This is a genomic window from Aeromonas sp. ASNIH5 (assembly GCF_002902865.1).
GTDB classification, from domain to species: Bacteria; Pseudomonadota; Gammaproteobacteria; order Enterobacterales; family Aeromonadaceae; genus Aeromonas; species Aeromonas caviae.
Map to the genome: position 1 here is coordinate 3,452,937 of NZ_CP026122.1, position 23,480 is coordinate 3,476,416.

Annotated in this window: 21 protein-coding genes; 20 read left to right on the forward strand and 1 reads right to left on the reverse strand. The window is 63.4% G+C overall.

The window, feature by feature from the left end; all coding sequences use genetic code 11:
* Positions 1–466 precede the first annotated feature (466 nt).
* Positions 467–2,386 carry an EAL domain-containing protein gene (locus C2U30_RS16225; protein ID WP_043154407.1) on the forward strand — a complete coding sequence of 640 codons (1,920 nt, stop codon included), beginning with the start codon at positions 467–469 and terminating at the stop codon, positions 2,384–2,386.
* Here the strand turns inward: C2U30_RS16225 and C2U30_RS16230 are convergent.
* On the reverse strand, positions 2,383–3,297 hold the full coding sequence (locus tag C2U30_RS16230; protein WP_050485207.1) for a 1-aminocyclopropane-1-carboxylate deaminase/D-cysteine desulfhydrase: 915 nt from the start codon (positions 3,295–3,297) through the stop codon (positions 2,383–2,385). The genes C2U30_RS16225 and C2U30_RS16230 overlap by 4 nt on opposite strands.
* A 120-nt stretch (positions 3,298–3,417) precedes the next feature.
* Between C2U30_RS16230 and C2U30_RS16235 the strand changes: the two genes are divergently transcribed.
* The 19 genes from C2U30_RS16235 (at position 3,418) to C2U30_RS16325 (ending at position 23,449) form a co-directional block, all read left to right on the forward strand.
* Positions 3,418–4,281 carry a hypothetical protein gene (locus C2U30_RS16235; RefSeq protein WP_043154403.1) on the forward strand — a complete coding sequence of 288 codons (864 nt, stop codon included), beginning with the start codon at positions 3,418–3,420 and terminating at the stop codon, positions 4,279–4,281.
* The gene (locus tag C2U30_RS16240; RefSeq protein WP_043154401.1) at positions 4,281–4,874 is read left to right on the forward strand and encodes a PilN domain-containing protein; all 594 of its coding nucleotides are present in this window, start codon (positions 4,281–4,283) and stop codon (positions 4,872–4,874) included. Before C2U30_RS16235 ends, C2U30_RS16240 begins: the two co-directional genes overlap by 1 nt.
* Complete coding sequence (locus C2U30_RS16245; RefSeq protein ID WP_043154397.1) at positions 4,874–5,521, forward strand: MSHA biogenesis protein MshJ; 648 nt, start codon at positions 4,874–4,876, stop codon at positions 5,519–5,521. The genes C2U30_RS16240 and C2U30_RS16245 overlap by 1 nt, the downstream gene beginning before the upstream one ends.
* A 28-nt stretch (positions 5,522–5,549) precedes the next feature.
* The gene (locus tag C2U30_RS16250) at positions 5,550–5,879 is read left to right on the forward strand and encodes a SctD/MshK family protein (protein ID WP_199767382.1); all 330 of its coding nucleotides are present in this window, start codon (positions 5,550–5,552) and stop codon (positions 5,877–5,879) included.
* A gap of 234 nt (positions 5,880–6,113) precedes the next feature.
* Positions 6,114–7,535 (forward strand): IS66-like element ISKpn15 family transposase, encoded by a 1,422-nt coding sequence (locus tag C2U30_RS16255; protein ID WP_032495448.1) that lies wholly within the window; start codon positions 6,114–6,116, stop codon positions 7,533–7,535.
* A gap of 4 nt (positions 7,536–7,539) precedes the next feature.
* Complete coding sequence (mshL, locus tag C2U30_RS16260) at positions 7,540–9,168, forward strand: pilus (MSHA type) biogenesis protein MshL (RefSeq protein WP_103244109.1); 1,629 nt, start codon at positions 7,540–7,542, stop codon at positions 9,166–9,168.
* Positions 9,169–9,319: 151 nt separating this feature from the next.
* Entirely contained in the window at positions 9,320–10,210 is an 891-nt protein-coding gene (locus C2U30_RS16265; RefSeq protein WP_010672622.1) for an ExeA family protein, read from the forward strand.
* Positions 10,207–11,343 (forward strand): tetratricopeptide repeat protein, encoded by a 1,137-nt coding sequence (locus C2U30_RS16270; RefSeq protein WP_103244110.1) that lies wholly within the window; start codon positions 10,207–10,209, stop codon positions 11,341–11,343. Before C2U30_RS16265 ends, C2U30_RS16270 begins: the two co-directional genes overlap by 4 nt.
* 74 nt (positions 11,344–11,417) lie before the next feature.
* Positions 11,418–13,130 (forward strand): MSHA fimbrial ATPase MshE, encoded by a 1,713-nt coding sequence (mshE, locus tag C2U30_RS16275; protein WP_103244111.1) that lies wholly within the window; start codon positions 11,418–11,420, stop codon positions 13,128–13,130.
* A 47-nt stretch (positions 13,131–13,177) separates the two neighbouring features.
* Positions 13,178–14,398, forward strand: a complete 1,221-nt coding sequence (locus tag C2U30_RS16280) for a type II secretion system F family protein (protein ID WP_043154386.1) — start codon at positions 13,178–13,180, stop codon at positions 14,396–14,398.
* Positions 14,399–14,526: 128 nt separating this feature from the next.
* Positions 14,527–14,985, forward strand: a complete 459-nt coding sequence (locus C2U30_RS16285) for a hypothetical protein (protein WP_103244112.1) — start codon at positions 14,527–14,529, stop codon at positions 14,983–14,985.
* Between the two features lie 76 nt (positions 14,986–15,061).
* On the forward strand, positions 15,062–15,721 hold the full coding sequence (locus C2U30_RS16290) for a type II secretion system protein (RefSeq protein ID WP_041214308.1): 660 nt from the start codon (positions 15,062–15,064) through the stop codon (positions 15,719–15,721).
* A 19-nt stretch (positions 15,722–15,740) separates the two neighbouring features.
* A complete protein-coding gene (locus C2U30_RS23105; RefSeq protein WP_045522947.1) occupies positions 15,741–16,208 on the forward strand; it encodes a prepilin-type N-terminal cleavage/methylation domain-containing protein in 468 nt (155 codons plus the stop codon).
* Positions 16,209–16,268: 60 nt separating this feature from the next.
* Entirely contained in the window at positions 16,269–16,739 is a 471-nt protein-coding gene (locus C2U30_RS16300) for a pilus assembly FimT family protein (protein WP_045522946.1), read from the forward strand.
* Positions 16,726–17,298, forward strand: coding sequence for a prepilin-type N-terminal cleavage/methylation domain-containing protein (locus C2U30_RS16305; protein ID WP_045522944.1), 573 nt, complete (start codon positions 16,726–16,728; stop codon positions 17,296–17,298). Before C2U30_RS16300 ends, C2U30_RS16305 begins: the two co-directional genes overlap by 14 nt.
* On the forward strand, positions 17,298–18,143 hold the full coding sequence (locus C2U30_RS16310) for a PilW family protein (protein ID WP_103244113.1): 846 nt from the start codon (positions 17,298–17,300) through the stop codon (positions 18,141–18,143). The genes C2U30_RS16305 and C2U30_RS16310 overlap by 1 nt, the downstream gene beginning before the upstream one ends.
* Positions 18,133–18,594 carry an MSHA biogenesis protein MshP gene (locus tag C2U30_RS16315; RefSeq protein ID WP_233720945.1) on the forward strand — a complete coding sequence of 154 codons (462 nt, stop codon included), beginning with the start codon at positions 18,133–18,135 and terminating at the stop codon, positions 18,592–18,594. The genes C2U30_RS16310 and C2U30_RS16315 overlap by 11 nt, the downstream gene beginning before the upstream one ends.
* Before the next feature lie 25 nt (positions 18,595–18,619).
* Positions 18,620–22,192: a DUF6701 domain-containing protein gene (locus tag C2U30_RS16320; protein WP_103244114.1), complete on the forward strand. Its 3,573-nt coding sequence runs from the start codon at positions 18,620–18,622 to the stop codon at positions 22,190–22,192.
* A gap of 216 nt (positions 22,193–22,408) precedes the next feature.
* The gene (locus tag C2U30_RS16325) at positions 22,409–23,449 is read left to right on the forward strand and encodes a rod shape-determining protein (RefSeq protein WP_005308111.1); all 1,041 of its coding nucleotides are present in this window, start codon (positions 22,409–22,411) and stop codon (positions 23,447–23,449) included.
* The last annotated feature ends 31 nt before the right edge of the window (positions 23,450–23,480 follow it).

Consider the following 23,480-nt stretch of genomic DNA (forward strand, 5'->3'; position numbering starts at 1 on the left):
AGCATCATAGCATTAGCTGCATCGATTTGAGCCGAGTTGGTCACACTTGGAACAAAAACGATAATTAATTGATAAATAAAGGATATGGCTACACACCTGAACAAGATTCAATCGCTGACCTGTCATAAATGACAATTGTCCAGCTTATCTGAAGTGGCTAAAGTAGCGGTGCGGTTTGACTCACCGTGTGTTCAATACTCCTGTATCTATTTTTGTCAGTAGCACAGAGTGTTAGTTTTGATATGAGTGTTTCTTTTGGTCCCCGCTGTGGGACCATTTTTCTGTCCGCTCCTCAGCCTGTGTCCCCTCGTTCTCTCCCTTGATGCCTCTTTTGCGGCCCGCACAACGGCGCCGCATGACGCATCCGCCCGCTTATTTGCAGAAGCGGGATCTTCATCCATAGGCGGCGTTTGGTCTGGGCTGATACCATGATGCCCTATGGATGCTGTCGGCTACGGAAAGGCACATGAAACTGACCACTCAACTCGTCTCTTTTATTACGCTGTGCGTGATCTCGGCCATGGCCATGGTGATGCTCGGCGGGGTCTTCAGTTTTCGCCAGATGGGAATGGAGCTGCAGCAGAACCGTGTCGACTCCCTGGTGGAGATCATCGACAAGCAACTGGGGGTGACCGATGACCAGCAAGCCCTTGCCCGCTGGCTGCCCTCCCTGTTGCGGGCCTCCCATGTGGTGGAGCTGGAGATCCGTCAGGACAAGCAGCGGGTCTACTGGTTTCGCGATGTGCAGCAGCAGACGGACGAGAGCCTGCTGATCGCCTACAGCGAGGCGATCCCCAATCAGGCCGGGATGCGGGCCGACTTCAAGCTGGACAGGCCGTTCAAGGAGTTCGAGTACTCCATGAAGGCGATGTTCGGCATCTCTCTGGGTATCTTCATCGTGGTGTTCGGGCTCTGGTACTCCATCCGCTGGCTGCGTCTGCAGTTGCGCGGTGCCGAGCTGCTGGCGGAGCGTGCCCAGCTGATCCTGGATGGCAAGCTGACCAAGCTGGCCCATGACCCTGCCGAAGAGTGGCCTGTTTCGGCCAGTCAGGCCCTCACCCATCTGCTGACCGAGCTGGCCGACGCCCGCAAGGAGCGCAGCCGCTTTGACAACTTCATCCGCAGCAACGCCTTCGTTGACAAGACAACGGGCATCGGCAACCGCCTCTTCTTCGACAACCGGCTGGAGAGCGCCATCATGGAAGCAAGCGTGATCAGCGGCGGTGTGCTGCTGATCGAGCTGGCCGGTCTGGAGGAGCTGGATCCCGAGCTGAGCGGGCGCCCGAGCCAGGAACTCCTGATGGAGGCGAGCGCCACCATCGGCGCCTTCGTGCGCAAGCACAGCGGAGCCCTGCAGGCGCGCTATGCCGGTCAGGTCTTTGCCGTGCTGCTGCCGAACATGTCTGAGAGCGAGATGGTCGACGGCGCCAGCCAGTTGCTCAAGAGTCTGCAACGACTGCACTGGCCCGAAGCGGTCAATGCCGACACCGCCGTCTATCTCGGTGCGGTCTGCTATCAGGCACAGGATTCCCTGCTCAAGGTGCAGGAAGAGGCGGAGCTGGCGCTCAAGAGCGCGCGCCTGCAAGGACACAGCGGCTGGTTCCTGTTCGAGAAATCCCTCAACGAGGAGGCGAGCAGCAAGGGAACGGTGCGCTGGCGCACCCTGATCAGCCGTCGCATCGAGGAGCAGGGCATCGACTTCTACGTCCAGCCTGTGCAGCAGGAGCGGGATCAGGTGGTGTTGCAGCAGGAGCTGCTCATCCGCCTTCACGACGAGCAGGGCCGGGAGCTGCAGGCGGGGGTCTTCATGCCCATGGCGGAGAAGGCCGGTCTGCTGCTGCCGCTGGACAGGCTGGTGGTGGCCCGAGCCTTGCGACTGCTGCGCCAGCGACCGGCATCGAGCTGCCCCATCAGCCTCTCTCTGTGCGCCCAGAACCTGCTCACCCGCGAGTTCCAGCGCGAGCTCTTCTTCGAGCTGTTCCAGTTGCCGCGCAGTACCAACGAGGGGTTGATCCTGCAGTTGTCGGAGTCCCAGGTGACCCGCCACTACGAAGCCCTCAAGCGGCCGCTTCGGGCGATGCGCATGCTGGGGTGCAGGCTGGCCATCGATCATGCGGGCCAGGACGTGGTGAGCACCCAGTACATCAAGGAGTTCGAGATCCACTTCCTCAAGCTGCACCCCAGCCTGGTGCGGGAGATCCACCTGCGCCAGGTCAACCAGATGGCGGTACGCAGTCTGGTGGGGGGCTGTGCCAATACCCAGACCCGGGTCATCGCGGTGGGGGTGGAGAGTGGCGACGAGTGGAAGATGTTGCGACACCTGGGCGTGCATGCCGGTCAAGGTCCCTGGTTTGCCGACCCCGAGCCCCTCAACCTGCCTGACTAGCGCCCCGGCCGGGGTGACAGGCGGCCCTGCTCCTGCAGGCCCGCCAGCCCCTGCAAGCCACCGGTGTGGATGAAGATGATCTTGCTGCCGCGCGCAATGCGGCCTGCCGCCAGTTCGCGAAACAGCCCCCACATCGCCTTGCCACTGTAGATGGGTTCCAGCGGCAAGCCGGTTTCGGCACTGAATGCCTGCACCCATTGCCAGAGTGCCGGACTGAACCTGGCATAGCCGCCGTCGTGGTGATCCAGCGCGATGCGCCAGCCCGGGGTGGTGGCCGCCGCCGGATGCAACCGGCATACCTCGCCGGTGATGAAGTCGGCCCCCTTGAGCACCGCGATGGCCAGGATCTGCTCCTGCGCCCGCTTGCCCGCGATGAGTCCCGCCAGGGTACCGCCGCTGGCGCAGGGCAGCACCCAGAGATCCGGCGAGAAGGGCACCTCGTCGACCAGCTCGGCCACCCCGGGGATGGCCAGCGGGCTGCTGCCTCCTTCCGGTACCAGCAGGGTGTCGTCATCCTCGAACCGGGCAAGCCATTCGGGATCCTGGCGCCGGCGATAGTCCTGGCGGTCGACAAAAACGAGATCCATGCCCCAGCCTTTGGCCGCTTTCAGGGTGGGATTGCTGACGGTATCCCCTTCACCGCGTATGATGCCCGTGGTGCGCAGTCCCAGTCTGAGTCCTGCTGCGGCCAGGGCGTGGATGTTATTGGAGTAGGCGCCGCCAAAGGAGAGGATGTGGCCCTTGCCCAGCATCTGTGCCTGTTGCAGATGGTATTTGAGCTTTCGCCACTTGTTGCCGGAGAGGGTCGGGTGGATTAGATCGTCCCGCTTGCACCAGAGCGTGACGTCATGGGCTGCCAGCAGAGGATGCCGGATCCGGTGCAGGGGGGAGGGGAGCTGAAGGGGGGCCATGGGATCGTCTCCCGTGGGTGCCAGCGTGGTCGTCGATGCGTCGTTTGTCATAAAGTTGGAGGCTAATAGCCTGTTTATGTTAAGGTTTAGTCCGTTTTACGCGGCCAGGTGAAGATCCAGATGAAGTCACTGTTCAGGCGTTCTCCCTCCAGCCATCAGGTCGGGATCCTGCTGGCCAGCGATCGCATTCTGCTGGCCTGCGTGGACCCCGTTCCCGTGTTTGCCAGCCAGCCTGTCAACGGCCCCCACGACTGGTCCAAGGCCCTGGCCGAGCTGTTTTCCCGGCACGGTCTGGCCAAGTCTAAGGTGCGGGTGGCCCTCGCGGCCAGCCTTTATCAGCAGATCCAGATCGACAAGCCCGCCGTCCCCGATGCCGAGATGGCGGGGGCCCTGCCTTGGGCCATCAAGGATTTCGTCAACGAGCCGGTGTTGCAGCTCGCCATGGATTATGTGGACCTGCCGACGCCCCCTGCCGGGCGTCCGCGCATCAACGTTGTCTGCATGCCCAAGAGCCGGGTGCAGCAGGTGGCGGATGCGGTCAACGGCGCGGCGACCCTGGAGGCCATCGTCAGTGACGAGCTGGCCATGACGGCCCTCTACGAGGCGGACCAGATGGTGCGCATGCTGCTCTGGCAACCCCGGGGGCAGGAGCTGCAACTGCTGGTCTTCCATCGGGGCGGACTCTGTTTCTCCCGCCAGTTGCGCGGATTTGCGAGCCTCACCGGCAGCCATGAGCCAGATGCCGACCAGCTCGACGCGCTGGCGCTGGAGATCCAGCGATCCATCGATTATCTGGCTGGCCATCTCAAGCTGCCCGAGCCCGGCCAGTTGCAACTGGCCATCGCCTCCTCCGCCATGGGGGTACTGGTGCGTCATCTGGAACAGACGTTCGGTTTCCCGGTGTCGGCCATGGCAAACAAGGCGGTACTGGCAGGAGTCGAATACCTCAGTGCCTATAGCGCCGCCCTGGGCAGGAGCGACTGATGAAACACCAAATCAACCTCTATGGCGCCGAATTCCGGCCAAGACGCCTGTGGGCCAGCCTGCCCCAGATGGCGTTGGTCTGGGGCGGCGTCCTGGTGCTGCTGCTGGGGGCCACCCTCTTCTATGGCTGGCAACAGCAGGGCCTCGATCGTGAATTGGCTGGCGTACGGGCACAGCTCGACGTGCAGCGCGGCGAGGCCAGGCGTCTCGATGCGGAGCTGGCGCGCCATCTGGCGAATGCAGACTTGCAGCGGCAACTGGCCGACAAGCGGGACGAGCTGGGGGCCAAACAGGCGCTGATGCAGCAGCTTGGCCACCTCTCCCTGCAAAAATCCCAGGGCTATGCGGGGGTGATGGCGGACCTGGCCCACCTGCGGGATCCCCGTCTCTCCCTGCAACGGATCGAGATAAGCGACGGGCGCATCAACCTCGCGGGTGTGGCCGAACGCAGTCAGGACGTGCCCGCCTGGGTGAACCGCTTCAAGCAGACCCCCTCCCTGGCGGGCAAGCAGTTTGGCGAGCTCACCCTGAGTCGGGACAAGGAGGGCCAGCTTGCCTTCCAGCTCAGTGGCATAGCGCGGGAGACTCCCTGATGGACATGAAGGCACAATGGCAGGGATGGGCGCAGCAGATCGCAGCCCTCAGCCTGCGCGAGCGGATCCTCATTCTGTTGACCGGGGTCGTGCTGCTCGGGGCCATGGGCATCTACGGCTGGCTGGATGACGCCGACACCCGGCTGGGCCAGGATCGGCAGGCCCTGGCTGCGGCGCAGCGGGATCTGGAGATCCTGACCCTGGAAAACCAGGGCAAGCAGGCCAGGCTGGGGCGGGATCCCGATGCCCAGGTACGCGATCAGCTCGCCGGTGTCGAGACGTCTCTGCGCAAGATGGATGCTGAGCTGCTGGCTCAGACGGTGGATCTGATCCCCGCCCACGAAATGCCCGCGGTGCTGGAGGCCCTGTTGTCCCGCTCCGCCAACCTGCATATGCTGGCGCTCACCTCCCTCAAGCCCGAGCCGCTGATGGCCGGGGAGCAGAAGGTGAACCTGTTCAGGCACGGCATCCGGCTTCAGCTGGAGGGCGGCTATTTCGATGTCTACCAGTACCTGAAAGCGCTCGAAGCCCTGCCTCGCCACTTCTACTGGAAGGGCTTTGACTACCGGGTGGTCGAGCATCCCAAGGCGGCGGTAGCGATGGAGATCTACACCCTCAGCACCAGCAAGGAGTTCATCCGTGGTTAAGCGGCATGTCGGCGGGACGGGATCCCGCATTTTTGCCTTCCCATCCTGGCGCTGGCTGGCCCTGTGGGGGAGCCTGCTCGCGCTGCAGGCCCAGGCCGAGGTGCTGCAGGATCCCACCTTGCCCCTGGCGGGATCCGGCTCGGCGGCGAGTGTCGCCAAGGAGGCCGGTCTGCCCAGGTTGCAGAGCGTCATCCTGGGGAGCGGGCCCGCCCTGGCGGTGCTCGACGGTCAAAGCTACCGGGTCGGCCAGCAGGTCAACGGATTCCGGCTGGTGGGGATCAGCGCCGACAGCGTGGTGCTGGAAAAAGCGGGCAAACGCCAGACACTGTCCCTGTTTGGCAGCAAGATCCGGATGTGAAGTGGGTGTCGCACGGGATGGTGCGGGCCAGGTTTGTCGAGTTTCATAGCGAGTCAGGTGCACGAATAACATGAAAAAACCCCCTTTTTGTCTGCTTCCCCTCGCGCTGGCGGTGGCGGGTTGCACTACCGTAAGTATTCACCGGAACAGTATTGACACAGGAAAAATGAGACGATCGTCTCTTGATCCCACTTTCCTGCTTGCTTGATCCTGCTCCTTAGATACGCTCCCCCCATGAGCAAAAACACCATGCATTCCGCGGGAATGCCCACCACTCTGGAGCAGGCCAACGAGCTGATTTATAAGCTCCTCGACCGCATCGCCGAGCTGGAGGACCGCCTCAATCAGCACAGCGGCAACTCCTCCAAGCCGCCTTCCAGCGACGGCCCCGGTGCACCGCCGCCGGCCCGCAAGCGTCCGGCGTCCGGCAAGCAACGGGGGGCGCAGCCCGGTCACAAGGGACATCGCCGCGAGCGGCATCCGCTTGATGCCCGCCTGACCCTGGTCCCGCATTACCCTGCCGCCGATTGCGCTTGCTGTGGCGGGGACATGGTGGCCCATGCCAAACCCTATCAGGTTCATCAGGTGTTCGAGCTGCCCGAGGTGAGCTATCTCGTCACCGAACACCAACTGTATCGTGCGACCTGCTCACGGTGTATCGGCACGACCCAGGCCGCACTGCCAGACAACGTCAGCAGCAGCCAGATGGGGGCCAATCTGCTCAGCTACATCGCGCTGCAAAGCGGCCAGTTTCACCAGAGCGTCAGCCAGATACAGCAGCAGCTCAAACAGCATTTCGGCCTGAGTTTTAGCCGGGGCGCCATCAGTGAGGCGCAGGGGCGGGTGAGTGCCATGCTCACCCCGACCTACCAGGCCATCAAGCAGCAGGTGCAGACGGCCACCCACGTTCATGCCGATGAGACCCGGCATCAGCGGGGTGGAGAGCGCCGCTGGATGTGGCTGGCGCTGAGCAAGATAGCCGTCTGCTTCATGACGGCCTATGGCCGTGGTCAGGAGGCGGCCAAGCGGCTGCTGGGCGCCGAGTTTGACGGGGTGCTGGTGACCGACCAGTACGCCGGCTACCGGTTTATCGACGCCGACCAGCGGCAACTGTGCTGGGCCCACGTGGCCCGCAATCTCGTGGCCATCGCCGAGAGTAGCGAGCAGTGCAACCAGCCCATCGGTGCCCGGTTGGTCTTGCTGGCGGATGCGGTGTTTCGTACCCGGCACCGTTGGGAAAGCGGTGCGTTGAGCAAGCAGAAATACCTGCGCAGGCTCGCGCGTTACCGGCAAAGCTGGCGAAGCCAGTTGGAGCGCGGCGCCCTGTTGTGCAGCAAACGCTACCGTGGACGATGCCAGTTGCTGCTGCGGGATGACGAGATGCTGTGGCGGTTTATGACTGACGACGAAATAGCGCTGACCAACAACGAGGCGGAGCGGGCGCTGCGTGGCTATGTGCTCTGGCGCAAGGGTAGCTACGGCGTGTGGTCTCACCGGGGCGAGCTGTTTCGCCAGCGCATCCTGTCGTTGGTGGAGACCGGCAAGCGATTGGGCCGCTGCCCACAGGAGTGGTTGAGGGCCGTGGTCAGGGCGTGCATCGAGAAGACAGATTATCCCATCCCGGCAGAACTGATGCCGTCAACCCCGTCCTGGTGAATAGATACGCACTACCTATCGTCACCCCGAGCCGGTACAGGCCAAAGATGCACTCAAGCAGGCGATGAGCGAGCAGAGCCCGACCGCCCCCCTGACTTCCCTGCCGCCCTCGGTGCAGAGCGAGCTGTTGCAGCTCAATCGTCCCCAGCAGCCGATGACCATTCCCGAGAAGCGGATGCGCATCGCGGCCCATGACGTGGACGCGGTGGAGTTCTTCGGATCCCTGTTCAAGGGCTCCCGCTACAGCGTGGCGGTCCATCCCGGTGTGGCGGGCGTCATTTCGGTAGAGCTCAAGGACGTGACCCTGCAGGAGGCGCTGGCGACCGTCGGCGACATGTACGGCTTCGACGTACAGCGCAAGGGCAACGTGTTCCACGTCTATCCCGCCGGTCTGCGCACCGAGACCATTCCGGTCAACTACCTGATGATGGCCCGGCGCGGTCTCTCCCGTACCTCGGTGAGCACAGGCGGGGTGACGGCCAACGACAACAACAATGGCAATAACAACAACTTCGACAACGGCCTGAACAACAGCGGCAACAACAACAGCCAGGGCAACACCGCCAGCGGTGACAACAACACCAACAGCAACGGCACCCGCATCGAGACGGACAGCAACAACGACTACTGGACCGATCTGCGGGATGCCCTGCAGACCCTGATCGGCACAGGGGAAGGGCGGGCCGTCATCACCAGTCCCCAGGCGGGCCTGGTCACGGTGCGTGCCTATCCCAAGGAGCTCAAGGCGGTGCGCGAGTTCCTGGACCAGTCCGGCGAACACCTCAAGCGCCAGGTGGTGCTGGAAGCGCGGATCCTGGAAGTGTCCCTCAACGAGGGTTACGAGCAGGGGGTGGACTGGAGCGGCCTCTCCGCAAGCTGGGACGGCGGCAAGGGCATCACGGGGGGCGGCTCCCTCATGGACAGCCCCATCGCTTCGACTCCCAACCAGATCTTCCGGGCTCTGGGGGGCGGCGCCGGTTTCACCATCTCCGATGGCAACTTCAACGTCGCGGTCAGCCTGCTCAAGACCCAGGGGGACGTGAACACCCTCTCCAGCCCGCGCGTGACGGCCACCAACAACCAGAAAGCGGTGATCAAGGTGGGGACGGACGAATACTTCGTCACCAACGCCTCGACCACCACCACCACCTCGGGGACTTCGGCCCCCATCGTCACCCCGAACGTGGAGCTGACCCCCTTCTTCTCGGGGATAGCCCTGGACGTGACGCCCCAGATCGACGAGCAGGGCAAGGTATTGCTGCATATCCACCCCTCCGTCATCGACACCGAGGAGCAGAGCAAGACCATCAGCGTCGGCACCGCCGATCCCCTGGTGTTGCCGCTGGCCAAGAGCTCCATCCGCGAGTCCGATACCGTGGTGCAGGCCAACAATGGGGACATCATCGTCATCGGTGGTCTGATGAAGACCGACAGGCAGGAGATTGTCAGCAAGGTGCCCCTGCTGGGTGACATCCCCTGGGTCGGTGAGGCCTTCACCAACCGCCGGGAGAGCAACCGCAAGGTGGAGCTGGTGATCCTGCTCAAGCCCACCGTGGTGGAAAAGGATACCTGGCAGAAAGAGCTGCAACGCTCCTCCGAGCTGCTCGACAAATGGTATCCCCCCAAGGGCTGATCCGGGATGACACGCCTGTTGAGCACTCCTTCTCCCATGTGGCGGCGCCTCCCGGCTGCCGCCAGTCTGCCCTGCCCGACGGCGGAGGCGCCATGTCGCTGATCCGGGGCTGTCTGCGGCTGCGCACCCGGGGCTCTGGCCGGGAGGGTGCATGTATCTGAGCCACTTCGGACTGCGGGAGGCCCCCTTCGGCCTGACCCCGAACACCGGTTTCTATTACGGCCTGCCCCCCCACGAGGAGGCCATGCAGGTACTCAACTGGGCGCTTTCCCAGGGGGAGGGGTTCATCAAGGTGACCGGCGAGGTCGGCACCGGCAAGACCCTGCTCTGTCGCAAACTGCTGAGCGAGCTCGGCTCCGAGGCCTGCCCGGTGCGCCTGGCCTGGCTGCCCAACCCCCATCTCACTCCGGGGGAGCTGCGCACGGCCCTGGCCCTGGAGCTGGGGTTGACGCTGGCGGGGGAGAGCGAACTGGATCTCACGGATCGCATTCACCGCCATCTGATCTCCCTGCATCGGCAGGGGAGTCGGGTGGTGGTGCTGATCGACGAGGCGCAAGCCCTGCCGGACGAGACCCTGGAGGCGATCCGGCTGTTTGGCAACCTGGAAACCGAATCCAGCAAGCTGCTGCAAATCGTGTTGTTCGGCCAGCCCGAGCTGGATGCCAGGCTCGGGCAGCCCCGTCTTCGCCAGTTGCGCCAGCGCATCGGTTTTTCCTACCGCCTGCGGCCGCTGCGGCTCGACGAGACCCGGGCCTATCTGGAGTACCGGCTGCAGGTGTCCGGCTATCGCGGGGCCGCCCTGTTCGATGGCCGCGCCCTGCGCAGGCTGTGGCGCGCATCCCGCGGCATTCCCCGCCTCATCAACATACTGGCGCAGAAGTGCCTGATGCTGGCCTATGGCCGCGGTGTACGGCGGATCGACAGCGCCCTGGTCCGGCTCGCCATCCGGGATACCGATGATGCCCGCCGTGGCCGTCTCACCCTCTGGTGGCCCCTGTTGTTGTTGCTGGGCACCGCCCTGGCGTATGGAGTCTGGTCATGAGCGTGATCAATCAGATGCTGAAAGATCTGGATAGGCGTCAGCAAGAGGCCGAGGGAGCCGCCGTCTATGTGGCGCCGGTGCGCCAGCAAGGCTGGTGGATGCTGGTGCTGACCCTGCTGTGTACCCTGGCCCTGGGGATCCTCGGCTGGCGCACCTGGATCTTCTGGCAGCAGAGCCAGCGAGCCTCCCTGCCAGCGGCGCAGGTCGAGGCCCCCCGTACCGCCCCTGCGGTGGCGCCATCCGCGCCCCTGGCGGTGGTGGCCACCACGCAGGCGGTCTCCTCTGCCGCGCCAGTGGCAAAGGTGCCCGCCGCCAGTGCCGAGTCGACCGCCGCGAGAGTGGCCCCCTCCGCAGCCGAGCAGGCTCCGGCCGATGAGGCCGTGCTCGCCGATGAGGGCAATCCGGAGGAAGCGCTGGGGGACGAGACGATCCCGAGCGACGAGGAGCTGCAGCCGGACCTCTATGCCGAGCTGGCCGCGGAGCAGAGCGCCGAAGAGGCGCCTGCACCCGCCGCGCCGCGCAAACCCGGGATCCTGAAGATCGAGACGGTGGAACTCTCCGACGCCGAGCTGGCCACCCTGGCCGAGCGCAAGGCGACCACGGCCATGGCCAAGGGACGGATGGAGGAGGCGCAGGATGGCTACTACGAAGTGCTGGCCCACGATCCCCACAACCAGGGGGCGCGGGAACAGCTGGCGGGCCTGCTCTATGGCGCCGGACGGCTGACCGAGGCCGCCCAGGTGCTGGAAGAGGGGCTGAGGCTGGATCCCGCGCAGGCGGACCTGCGTCTGCTGCTGGCCCGTGTGGCCATCAGCGGCGGGGATCGGCAGAAGGCGCTGGACTGGCTCACCGGCTATCAGCCCGATATTGCCAGCAATCTGGATTATTACGCCACCTGGGCCGGTCTTGCCCAGGAGCTGGGGCAGCCTGTCCAGGCGTCCGAGATGTACGTCAGGCTGCTGCGCCAGCAGCCGGATCAGGGGCGCTGGTGGCTGGGACTGGGGGTGGCGGAGGATGGTCAGGGACACCGTCAACGGGCACTGGATGCCTATCGCAATGCCCAGTTGCACGGCAATCTGGGGGAGGCCTCCACCCAATGGCTCGAACAACGAATTGGCCAACTGACCCATTGATTAAAGCGGCAGTTCGATGAGCCCATGCCATCGGACAAGGCAGCGGGCGTGAAGCAACAGAGATCGGAGCAATAATGGCACAACCCAGACTGAAAATGCGCCTAGGCGACCTGCTGGTACAGGAACAGATCATCTCGGATGATCAGCTGCAGCTGGCCCTGCAGCAGCAGCGCCAGATCGGCCGCAAGCTGGGGACCACCCTCATCGATCTCGGCTTCATCAGCGAGGTGCAACTGCTGACCTTCCTCGCCCGTCAGCTGGATGTGCCCTTCTTCGATCTCAACAACCTCACCATCGACGTCTCGGCCGTGGCGCTGTTGCCCGAGGTGCAGGCGCGCCGCTACCGGGCGCTGGCCGTCAACCTGAGCGACGACAAGGTCACCGTGGTGATGTCGGATCCGGCGGATCTGAGCGCCCTCGACGCCATCGCTGCCCTGCTCAGCCCGCGGGAGCTGGTGCTGGCCGTGGCCCGTGAAGGCCAGCTGCTGGAGTATTTCGACCGCCTCTATCGCCGCACCCGGGAGATAGAGAACTTCGCGGTGCAACTGCACGAAGAGCACCAGGAGACCGGCTTCGAGCTGGGGGCCGGCAGCTTCAATGCCGCAACCGACGAGGGGGAGGCGACGGTGGCCAAGCTGCTGCGCTCCCTGTTCGAGGACGCGGTACAGGTGGGTGCCTCCGACATCCATATCGAACCGGACGAGAAGGTGCTGCGCATTCGCCAGCGTATCGACGGCGTGCTGCATGAGAACATCCTCAACGAGGTGCGCATCGCCCAGGCGCTGGTGCTGCGCCTCAAGCTGGTGGCCGGGCTCGACATCTCCGAGAAGCGTCTGCCCCAGGATGGCCGTTTCAACATGAAGGTGCGCGGCCGCGACGTGGATGTGCGGATGTCCACCATGCCGGTGCAGTATGGCGAGTCCGTGGTGATGCGGCTGCTGGATCAATCCTCCGGCATCTTGTCGCTCGCCGAGACCGGGATGCCGCCCGCCATCCTGACCCGCTTCCGTCGTCAGCTCAAACGTCCTCACGGCATGATCCTGGTGACGGGCCCGACCGGCAGCGGCAAGACCACGACGCTCTACGGTGCCCTCTCCGAGCTCAACCAGGCCAGCCACAAGATCATCACGGTGGAAGACCCGGTGGAGTACCGCCTGCCCCGCATCAGCCAGGTGCAGGTCAACCCCAAGATAGGGCTCACGTTCTCCCAGGTACTGCGCTCCACCCTGCGCCAGGATCCGGACATCCTGCTGGTGGGGGAGATGCGGGACAACGAGACGGTGGAGATCGGCCTGCGCGGCGCCATCACGGGTCACCTGGTGCTGACCACCTTGCACACCAACGACGCCGTGACCAGCGCTCTGCGTCTCATCGACATGGGGGCGCCCGGCTATCTGGTGGCGAGCGCCCTGCGGGCCGTGGTGGCCCAGCGCCTAGTTCGGCGGGTGTGTGAACACTGCGCCTGCGAGACGGCGCCGGACGAGGGGCAGGCCACCTGGCTCTCGGTGCTCTCCGGTGAAGCGCCGGGGCAGCATCGCTATCGCAAGGGGCGGGGCTGCCAGAGCTGCAACTTTACCGGCTATGCGGGCCGGATCGGGGTCTACGAGCTGCTGGAGCTGGATCAATCCATGATGGATGCCCTGCGCCGCAACGATGCCGAGGGGTTTGCCCGGGCGGCACGGGCGCATGAGCACTACCGCCCCCTGGCCCTGACGGCGCTCGACTATGCCCGCGAGGGGATCACCTCGGTGGACGAGGTGCTTCGGCTGGCCGAGGACCTGGGGTAACGCATGAGGCATCTGGATCGTACTGAATCACTCTGCCGGGGTCGCCCATGAACCGTTTTGCCTACAAGGGGCGTGACAGCCAGGGCCAGGCCGTCAGCGGTGTGGTGGAAGCGGTGAGCGAACTGGCCGCCGCCGAGCAGCTGATGCGCCGCGGGGTGATGCCCACCGAGCTGAAGGCCGGCAAGGCCAGGTCTGCCAGCATCGACTGGTCGCTGCTGCTGGAAGGGAGCGTCAAGCTGGAGGAGCTGGTGGTCTTCAGCCGCCAGATGTATGCCCTGACCCGGGCAGGCATCCCCATCCTGCGCGCCATCGCGGGGCTGGAGGAGAGCGCCCACAGCAAGCCCCTCAAGCGGGCGCTTCACGCCCTGGGGGAGGATCTGGCCAACGGCCGGCCGCTGTCGAGCGCGATGCAGTCGCACCCGAAGGTGTTCAGCAGCCTCTTCGTGGCCATCATCCACGTGGGGGAGAACACGGGTCAGCTGGAGGAGGCCTTCCTGCAGCTCGCCAACTATTTCGATCTGGAGCTGGAGACCCGCAAGCGGATCAAGACCGCCATGCGCTACCCCACCTTCGTGCTGATTGCCATCGCCGTCGCCATGGTGATCCTCAACATCATGGTGATCCCCGTCTTTGCCGGGATGTTTGCCAAGTTCGGGGTGGAGCTGCCGCTGGCGACCCGTATCCTGCTGGCCACCTCCCACTTCTTCGTTCACTACTGGTGGCTGCTGCTCGCCATCCTGGTGGGCGCCGTCGTCGGCTGGCGACGCTGGGTCGCCACCACCAAAGGCAGGCTGACCTGGCACAGATGGCAGCTGCGGCTGCCCATCGTCGGCTCCATCATAGAGCGCTCCCTGCTTGCCCGTTTTGCCCGCAGCTTCTCCATGATGCTCAAGGCCGGCGTGCCGCTCAACACAGCGCTGACCCTGGTGGCCGATGCGGTGGACAACGCCTGGATGGCGGGGCAGATCCGCGACATGCGGGGCGGTATCGAACGGGGGGAGAGCCTGCTGCGCACCGCCGGGGCCAGCGGCCTCTTCACCCCTCTGGTGATGCAGATGATCGCGGTGGGGGAAGAGACCGGCCAGGTGGACGAGCTGCTGCACGAAGCGGCCGAGTATTACGAGCGTGAGGTGGATTATGACCTCAAGAGCCTCACCGCCCGCATCGAACCCATCCTCATCGGCATAGTGGCGGTCATGGTGCTGGTGCTGGCGCTGGGTATCTTCACTCCCATGTGGGACATGATGAGAGCGGTGCGCGGTCAGTGACAGGGTTCAGCATCTTCACTCCTCTGATGGTGGGAGATGATGAGAGCGGTGCGCGGGCAGTAGGCAGTATCTTCACGGTTATCCGGATGCCGCCCGTGCCGGGCACAGAGAACAGGGTATGAAAGAGCATGAGCAGAGAGTCCGAGCGGGATGAGCACTGGCTGGGGGGGTATCGGCGGGTCGTCGTCTTTATCCTGCTGGCGGTCATCGTCACGGCCCTGGTCATGAGCTATCGCAATCACAGGGAAGAGGCGCTGGCCATCAGCGCCAGCCTGCTCGGTGAGCAGTTCGCACAGCGGGCCCAGCGCCTGCACGGACGCTGGCTCGACGAGCGGCGTCCGTCGGTGCTCCATGCCGAGGGCACAGCCTGGCAGTTCGATGAGCGGGGCTGGCCTCTGGCGGTGCTGCCGCGCCAGTCGCCATCGGCCGATTGCCGTCAGCTCTGGCTCGCCCTGCTGGGGCACGATGAGGGGCTTTCATCCTGGCAGGCCCTTGTCAGCGAAGGAGGCGACGGGTGTGAATTCGGCCAGGAAGGACACTGGCTGCACTACAGCTTCACCGATGGCCGGGTGGTGGCCCGCCCCTGATTGGGTGCTTCAAGTATTTCATTGACATGATTTTTTTCTATCCGCATGAAATAATGCGGACCATTACGGAGGCAGCATGGCAGCAAAGAGAGTGAGACCCGTTAGGGCGCTTGGCCGGATGGCCGGTTTTTCCCTGATTGAGCTGGTGATCGTCATCGTGATCCTTGGGATCCTGGCCGTCACCGCCTTGCCCCGTTTTCTCGATGTGACCGACGAGGCGAAGAAGGCGAGCGTGGAAGGGGTGTCCGGCGGTTTCGCCACCGGAGTGTCCCTGGTGCGGGCCCAGTGGGAGGCCGAAGGGCGTGCCAGGCAGGATGGGCTCAACACCGTGCTCTATGACGGCTCGCGTTTCTATCTGACCACGCCGACCGACAGCCAGGTCAGCAATGGCGAGCTCTCTCCCGGGTATCCCATGGACACGGCAGCAAGTGGCACGCCCGATGTGGATCCGGCCAGCCTGACGGCGGCCCGCTGCCTCAATATTTGGGAGGGGTTGTTGCAGAATCCTCCCAAGGCTACTGCCCGCTTTGACGAGGTGCGCGGTAGCGGCAATGACCTGAAGTTCTATGCCACGGTGAGCAACAATGGACTGGATTCGGTCTGCCGTTACTATCTGGTCAACAGCCTGAGCAAGGGAAGTGATGGACGTTATCAGGACCCGCAAGGGAGCACGGATGCGTTCATGAGTTTCAGTTATCGCCCGGCCTCCGGCCAGGTGACCACCAATATCAATTGATAAACCGAGGAAAGACGTAATGAAAAAGCAATCGGGCTTTACCCTGATCGAACTGGTTATCGTGATCATCATTCTGGGCATTCTGGCGGTCACCGCCGCACCCAAGTTCCTGAATCTGCAGGATGATGCCAAGGCCGCTGCGGCACAGGGTGTACAAGCTGCACTGCAAAGTGCTTCTGGTCTGGTGTACAGCAAGGCTGCCTTGGAAGGTGTTGAGGCATCCTCTACCGTGAAGAATGTCTCTGTTGCTGGCGGTACTGTCACCACTCTGTTTGGTTACCCGACTGCAAATGCTGACGGTATTGTGAAAGCGGTCAGCCTGGACGGTTGGGCGATCAGTGGCGCGGGTTCTACCGACGCTGGTGGTATCGCAAAGTTCTATCCGACAAATACCAAGGGTGATGGTTGCTATGTTGTCTATACCGCAGCCACCTCCACCTCTACAGCGACTGCCGCTGTGTCAGGTTCTTTGGCAACCTGTAAATAACGTCTAGATGAACGGGGCATCTTAAGTTGCCCCGTTCATTTTTCATTTAATAGGGTCTTTATGCAGAAGGGTTTCACCCTGATTGAACTGGTGATCGTGATCCTGTTGCTCGGGATTCTGGCCGCCTTTGCCGTGCCCAAGTGGCTGGGCAAAGGCGGCTTTGAAACCCATACCCTGCGCGATGAGCTGGTGGCCCGGCTGCGGCTGGTGCAGACCATGAACATGCAGGAAGGGGACGCGCGCTGCACCCAGCTAGTGCTGGAGGCGGGGCGTTTTGGCCATCTGACCGGGGCGAGCTGTGCGCCTGCCCCCATTTCGGGCTGGCGTGGGAATGAGCAGAGTCGCGGGCGCCTGGTGCAGGCGTCCGGCAACCTGCAATTCTCCCCCCAGGGGACATTCCATTTCGACAAGCGCAGCGGCAGGCCCCTGTGGCCTGGCTGCATCAACGGCTGCGAACTGGCGGTCAGCAGCGGCCAGGAGAGTGCCCGGCTGCGCATCGAGCCGGAAGGCTATATCCATGCGATCCCCTAAGATCCGCCGCGGCTTCACCCTGGTCGAGTTCGTGGTCGGCATCGTGCTGCTGGCCGTCGCCCTGACCGGCATCCTGGGGCTGCTTATCAATCAGGCTCCCCAGGCGGTGGATCCGGTGCAGCAGGTACGCGCCGCTCAGCTCGCCCAGCGCATCCTCGGCGAGATGCTGGAGAAGTCTTTCGACGAGCATTCCGATCACAACGGCGGCCGTTTTCGCTGTGGCGAGACGGCTGGTGTGCCCGTCTTCACCTATCCCCCCTGCACGGCGAGCGCCGACTATGGCCCCGATGGTGGCGAGACCCGCCCCTACACGTTCAACGACGTGGACGATTTCGACACGGCAGGCCGCTGGGTGGACGCCAGCTACTTTACCCAGGCCTCGGCCGCGAGCAGCGAAGAGGAGTATCGGCGCTACCAGGTGAAGATCGCGGTAGTGCCGGATACCCTCTTTGGCAGCGCGGGGGAGGGAGCCGAGTCCATCGGCAAGCGCATCACCCTGACCGTGCGCCTGCCGGACGGGAGCGAGCTGGTCTTCGGCCTCTATCGGGGGAACTACTGATGGGCAAGCCACATTCCCGTGATGCCGCGTGGGAACAGCCATGTGCCAGACTCGCCCGTGACCGCGTTCGACCCGGGCGTGAGGGGGGCTTCACCCTGGTGGAGCTGGTGATGGTGATCCTGCTGCTCGGGGTGATGGCGACATTTTCCAGCCAGTTTATCGGCATCGGTACCCAGATCTACGGAGATGCCAGCCGCCGCGAGCAACTGATGAGCGATGCCCGTTTCGCCCTGGAGCGGCTCAATCGCGAGGTGCGCGACGCGGTCCCCGGTTCGGTGCGGGTCGAGGACGAAGGGGGCGGTGCCCAGGAGCAGGGGGCCTGTCTGCGGTTCTGGCCCATCGCTACCGCCAGTCGCTATCTGGGCTCTGTGGCCAGCACTGGGCTCAGCATAGTCACGCCATCCGTGCTCCCCAAGAAAAATGAGGATCTTGCCATCGTGTATCCCCTCGCGAGCACGGGCCTCCTGAATCAGGGCTGCCTGCAGGGAAGCTGTACCGCCCGCGTCACCGATGTGGGCAGCGACGTATCGGGCGCACTGCCCTTGACTCTCAGTAACGGTTTCGTCAAGGACTCGCCGGGGCAGCGCATCTATTTTGCGAACCAGCAGGTGCTCTATTGCGTGAGAGGGGGCAGCCTCTGGCGCATGGCCATGCCCCTGGACGACACCCTGAGCAGCAGCGAGACCACCCAGTTGATGGCGGAGCATATTCGTCCCGCCGCCTATTACTTCTATCGGGAACCCGCCGCCTTCAACCAGAGCGAGGTGGGGCTGCGGCTGGAGTTCGAGCAGCGCGACGAGCGCGTCGTCTTCCACCACAAGCTGGAGACCCTCAATGCGCCCTGACACTCCCTCCATGGTGAGGTCTCAGCGGGGCAGCGCCATCCTGATCGCCCTCTTCGTCATCGTCATCATGGCCCTGCTGGCGGCGGCCATGGGGCGTTTCCTGGTGGACAGCAGCGAGAAGCACACGGTGGAGGTGCGCGGTGTGCGTGCCCTGATGGCGGCCCAGAGCGCCGTCGAAATCGGGCTCTATCGCCTCTACCCCAACGGCCACTGGCAGGGGCAGAGCTGCAGCGATCTCAGCCTGGACCTCCCCGCCGATGCGCTGGGATTGGCGGGTTGCCGAGCCAGCCTGGGTTGTACAGAGGTGATCGTCGACCATAACGCTCGTACCACCAAGGGGTGGCGACTGACGGGTATCGGTCAGTGCGGGGATGACAGCGGCGGCGCCTCCCCCGATTTTGCGGTCAGCCGCAGCGTGATGGCGGAGGCCTTCGATGGCACCACGCCGTGAGACCCCTTGCAAGGAGCCCGCATTCATGACGTCAAAACAGCCTCTTTGGGGTCCCATGCTGTTCACCATGCTGCTGGGTGCGGCCTCGGTACAGGCGGCCGATCAGTGCATGGGGGTGTTTGATTACCCGGTCCAGAGCCATGCCTCTCCGGGAAAGCTCTCCATGACAGATGGTTCCTCGATCGTGGGGGCCAGCCAGCCGGCCAACTATCCGTTTCTGAGTGCCTCTCTCGGCGGCCAGTCCGGCTGTTCGACCAGTACGGGGAACGCCGGGGGTCAGTATGTGGGCAGTGCCTGGCAATCCTATTGCGGGATCACGGGAGCGTTGGCCACACCACTTGCGGACCAGACCTTCAAGGCCGACCCCAAGGATTTCCCCGCCGCCACCCAGGATTTCCCCAGTTATAGCGGCGGCAGCAATGTGTCTTGTAACGGCGCGATAAACCTGAGCCCTGGCAACTATGGGGCAGGAAACTGGTCTGGCTGGAATTGTCAGGCCACGCTGGAGAGCGGCAAGAATTACTACTTCCAGAGCCTCTCCCTCTCCGGAGGGGCGGCACTGAATGTCAATGGCGCCAATGTGTTCGTCAAGACCCTGACCATGCAAGACTCGAGCAAGCTGCAGGGGACGGGCACGCTGAACGCGAACAGTGTCACCCTCAATGAAGGTGCGACCCTCTCCGGTCTTGCCATCAGGGTCCATGACACCCTGGCGGTGGCGGTCAACCAGGCAGACCAGGTCGCGGCCGCCCGCTTTCAGCCTCACTCATTGAACAGCCTGACTCTGGGGGCGCAGAGCGTCATCACCCTGGCGAATGGGCAGTGGGCGATCCGTACGCTGACGATGAAAAACAACAGCCGGATCAACTTCGTTGATAGCGGTAGTACGACCAAGGCCCACATGGACATCTACACCCTGGCCATGATGAGCGAGTCCAAGATCTACTCAAGCGGGACAGGCTCCCCTCCAGACAACTTACTGATCAAGCTCTATCAGAGCCTGAGCATGCAGGATGGGTCTGCCGTGAAGGGCTATGTGCATGCTCACTATCTCGACCAGCTCAGCCTCAGCGGCACCCACGAGGTCGTGTTCTATCTCTCCGGCGGGGAACATTGGATCGACAAGCTCAGCATCAGCAACACCAATCTGGATGTGGTGGTGGATGATGACAGCACGGCTCGGCTCTATGTGAATGGCGACATTTCCCTGCGTGGTCAGATGAATGTCAACGCAGAGGGCTCGGCAAACAACTTCCTGTTCTACGGGTTTGGCAAGGCCACCCTGAGCGGTAATGCCAAGCTCAACGCCATTCTCTATGTGAAAGCAGGCAATCTGACCATGAGTGACCAGGCTGTGCTGACCGGGGCAGTGTCCGCCGTCAACGTGACCATGTCAGGCTGGGGCAGCAAGATCATCCATGAGCCCTTTACCGGCGACTGGCCCGACGTATGCCAACCGGAAGGCGTCACCCTGCACCACTTCGAACTCGACCATACGGGATCAGGCCTCACCTGCAACCCAGAATCGGTCACGGTCAGAGCCTGTGCCGACCTGGCGTGTACGGCCCTGGTGACGGACCCTGTGGAGGTTCAGCTCTCGGTTACCCCTGAGAGCAACGGGCTCTGGGTCGGTGGGGGCAATATCTCCCTTTCCGGCGGTGCCGCGTCCGTCTCCTTGCGGGGCAACAAGCCCGGAGTGCTGACGATCGGTGTGGCAAGCGCTACCCCTCAGGCCGGGTCTGCCACCCTGTGTCGGGCCGCGGGTGGCGAGCCGAGTGCCGAGGACTGCACCCTGGACTTTGCCGACAGCGGCTTCCTGTTCGAGGTGCAAGATACCTATGCCAACAAGCCGCAGCAGGTGCTGATGAAGGCGGTCAAGAAAGATGACGCCAGCCAGCAGTGCGTGCCGGGCTTTGCCGATGTGAGCAAGCCCGTCAGCTTCTGGAGCGACTACATAGATCCGACTGGCAATGCATTTGGCAGCAAGGTGACGGTCAATGGCAGTGCCGTCGCCACTAGCCAGGCGGCGGCCGCCAGCACGGAACTGGCCTTCGATGCCCAGGGGGAGGTGACCCTGACGGTCAACTACCCGGATGCGGGCAAGATGCAGCTCAACGCCCGCCACGAGGGCAGCGGCGACAGCGCCGGGTTGGTGATGACGGGGGCGGATCAGTTTGTCTCCCGCCCGGTGGGGCTCTGCATCACGCCCACCCAGGGGACCTGCGCGGCAGGGGATATCACCTGCCCTGTGTTCAAGAGGACGGGAGACAGCTTCTCGCTCAATATCCAGGCCATGGCGTGGCAGAGCGACAGCGATGGGGATATCTGCACCGGCAATGGCACCACCCCCAACTTCGTGTTGTCCGACATCGCCCTGACCAGCGAGCTGGTGGCCCCTCAGGGGGGCGTGGTCGCCCAGGTCACCCCGACCAGGTACAGCCACGTTGCAGCCAGTGCCAGCCTCAATACACCCGCCCTCAGCCTCAACGAGGTCGGGGTCTTCAGGATCAAGGCGACGCCACCAGCGGCTACGTTGCCAGAGGGAAGCACAGTATCAACGGGCTATTTCGGTTACACCATCCCTCCCGCCACCAGCGTACCGTTGGGGCGCTTCGTACCCTGGGACTTCAACATGACGAGCGGTACCGTCACCCCGGCCTGCGGTGGTTTCAGTTATATGAGCCAGCCATTCGGGGTACAGACCGTGGTGGAGGCGCGCAACAAGGAAGGGAGTGTCACGAGGAACTACCGTGATGCCTTTGCCAGAGGGACCCTCACCCTGGTGGCCGCCAACAATCAGGACGGGGTGGACAGATCCAATCGGCTGGCACCTCTGGCCGCCAGCTGGACCGAAGGAACAGGCAAGCAGTCAGGTCAAACCCGCTTTATGCGGCTGCGCGAACTGACCCCTAGCCTGACCGCACCGGAAGAGCCCTTGCCGCTCCTGCGATTAGGGCTCAGAGTGACGGACGGTGAGACTCCTGAGACCAGCTTCCTCAGCGGTCGGAACATGAATCCAGCCGTCAGCGGCACTTGCCAGAGCGGGGTGAACTGCACCGCCAGGCAGCTCTCTATTTTGCAAGGGGAGAACGACACCATGATCGCCTATTACGGCCGCCTGCTGGCCAGCACTCGTCAGGGGGCGGCCAGCGCCCCGCTGGCGCTGCCGCTTCAGGTGCAATATTTCGAAGGGGGGCAGTGGCGAGCCAATTCGCAAGATAGGCGAGCCAATTCGCAAGATATCTGTACCCAGATCTCCCTGGCGGGAGGTGGTATCGTCTTTACCGATGCGGAGCAACGCTATGACTCCGCGACGGGGGATCTGATCCTCAAAGACGGTACCCGCATTCGCCTTGGTCTCGGCAATGTGGCTCCGGGCGGTACTCAGGTCGGTTTCGACGCAGGCGAGACCCGGTTCCATTTCGCCGCGCCGAACCAGAGTGTGCGCATTCCCTACGAGATCCGGCTGGACAAACAGCCCCTCTCTCCCCTCTGGCTGGCGGATCCGGCCACGGCGGATCACCTGCTGGGAGAGGCCATTTTTGGCCGGGATCGGGGTAATGACAGAATTATTTATCGCCGCGAAGTGATGCCCTGACACCCGGGCTGACACGGGGAGATAGACGCATTGCTGTACAGTGGCGTCTTATCTCCTTGTTTCGTAGTGTTTGTCGGCCTGAGCGGGTGAGTGATGACTCGCATTTTTGTCGCGCCTGATTGATTGGCGACAGTTTGAGCGCTTGCCCATTGGGGTGGGCATTGGTAAAGTTAGCCGGTTTTCTGCACCTCCAAATTCTTAGGATTTCCCGTAGCCATGTTCAAAAAGCTCAGAGGCGTCTTTTCCAACGATCTGTCGATCGACTTGGGAACTGCCAACACCCTGATCTATGTAAAAGATCAAGGGATCGTCCTTAACGAACCCTCAGTTGTCGCCATTCGCCAAGAGCGCGGGAACGCCAAATCGGTCGCTGCTGTCGGTCATGCCGCCAAGCAGATGCTGGGTCGTACCCCGGGTAACATCTCCGCCATTCGCCCGATGAAAGACGGCGTGATCGCCGATTTCTACGTGACCGAGAAGATGCTGCAGCACTTCATCAAACAGGTTCACGACAACAACTATTTCCGCCCCAGCCCGCGCGTGCTGGTGTGCGTGCCCTGCGGCTCCACCCAGGTGGAACGTCGCGCCATCAAGGAATCCGCTCTGGGCGCCGGCGCCCGCGAGGTTTACCTGATCGATGAACCCATGGCTGCCGCCATCGGTGCCGGCCTGCCGGTCTCCGAAGCGACCGGTTCCATGGTGGTGGACATCGGTGGCGGTACCACCGAAGTGGCCATCATCTCCCTGAACGGCGTGGTCTACTCCCAGTCCGTCCGTATCGGTGGCGACAAGTTCGACGAAGCCATCATCAGCTACGTCCGTCGCAACTACGGCAGCCTGATCGGGGAAGCCACCGCCGAGCGCATCAAGCACGAGATCGGCTCCGCCTATCCGGGCGAAGAGGTGCGCGAGATCGAAGTGCGCGGTCGCAACCTGGCCGAGGGTGTGCCCCGCAGCTTCACCCTGAACTCCAACGAGATCCTGGAAGCGCTGCAAGAGCCGCTCTCCGGCATCGTCTCCGCCGTCATGGTGGCCCTGGAGCAATCCCCGCCCGAGCTGGCGTCCGATATCTCCGAGCGCGGCATGGTGCTGACCGGTGGTGGTGCTCTGCTCAAAGACATCGACCGTCTGCTGATGGAAGAGACCGGCATCCCGGTCGTCGTGGCTGAAGATCCCCTCACCTGTGTCGCCCGTGGCGGTGGCAAGGCGCTGGAGCTGATCGATATGCACGGTGGCGATCTGTTCCACTACGAATAAGACCCAAAGCCGGCCGAGCGCCGGCTCTTTT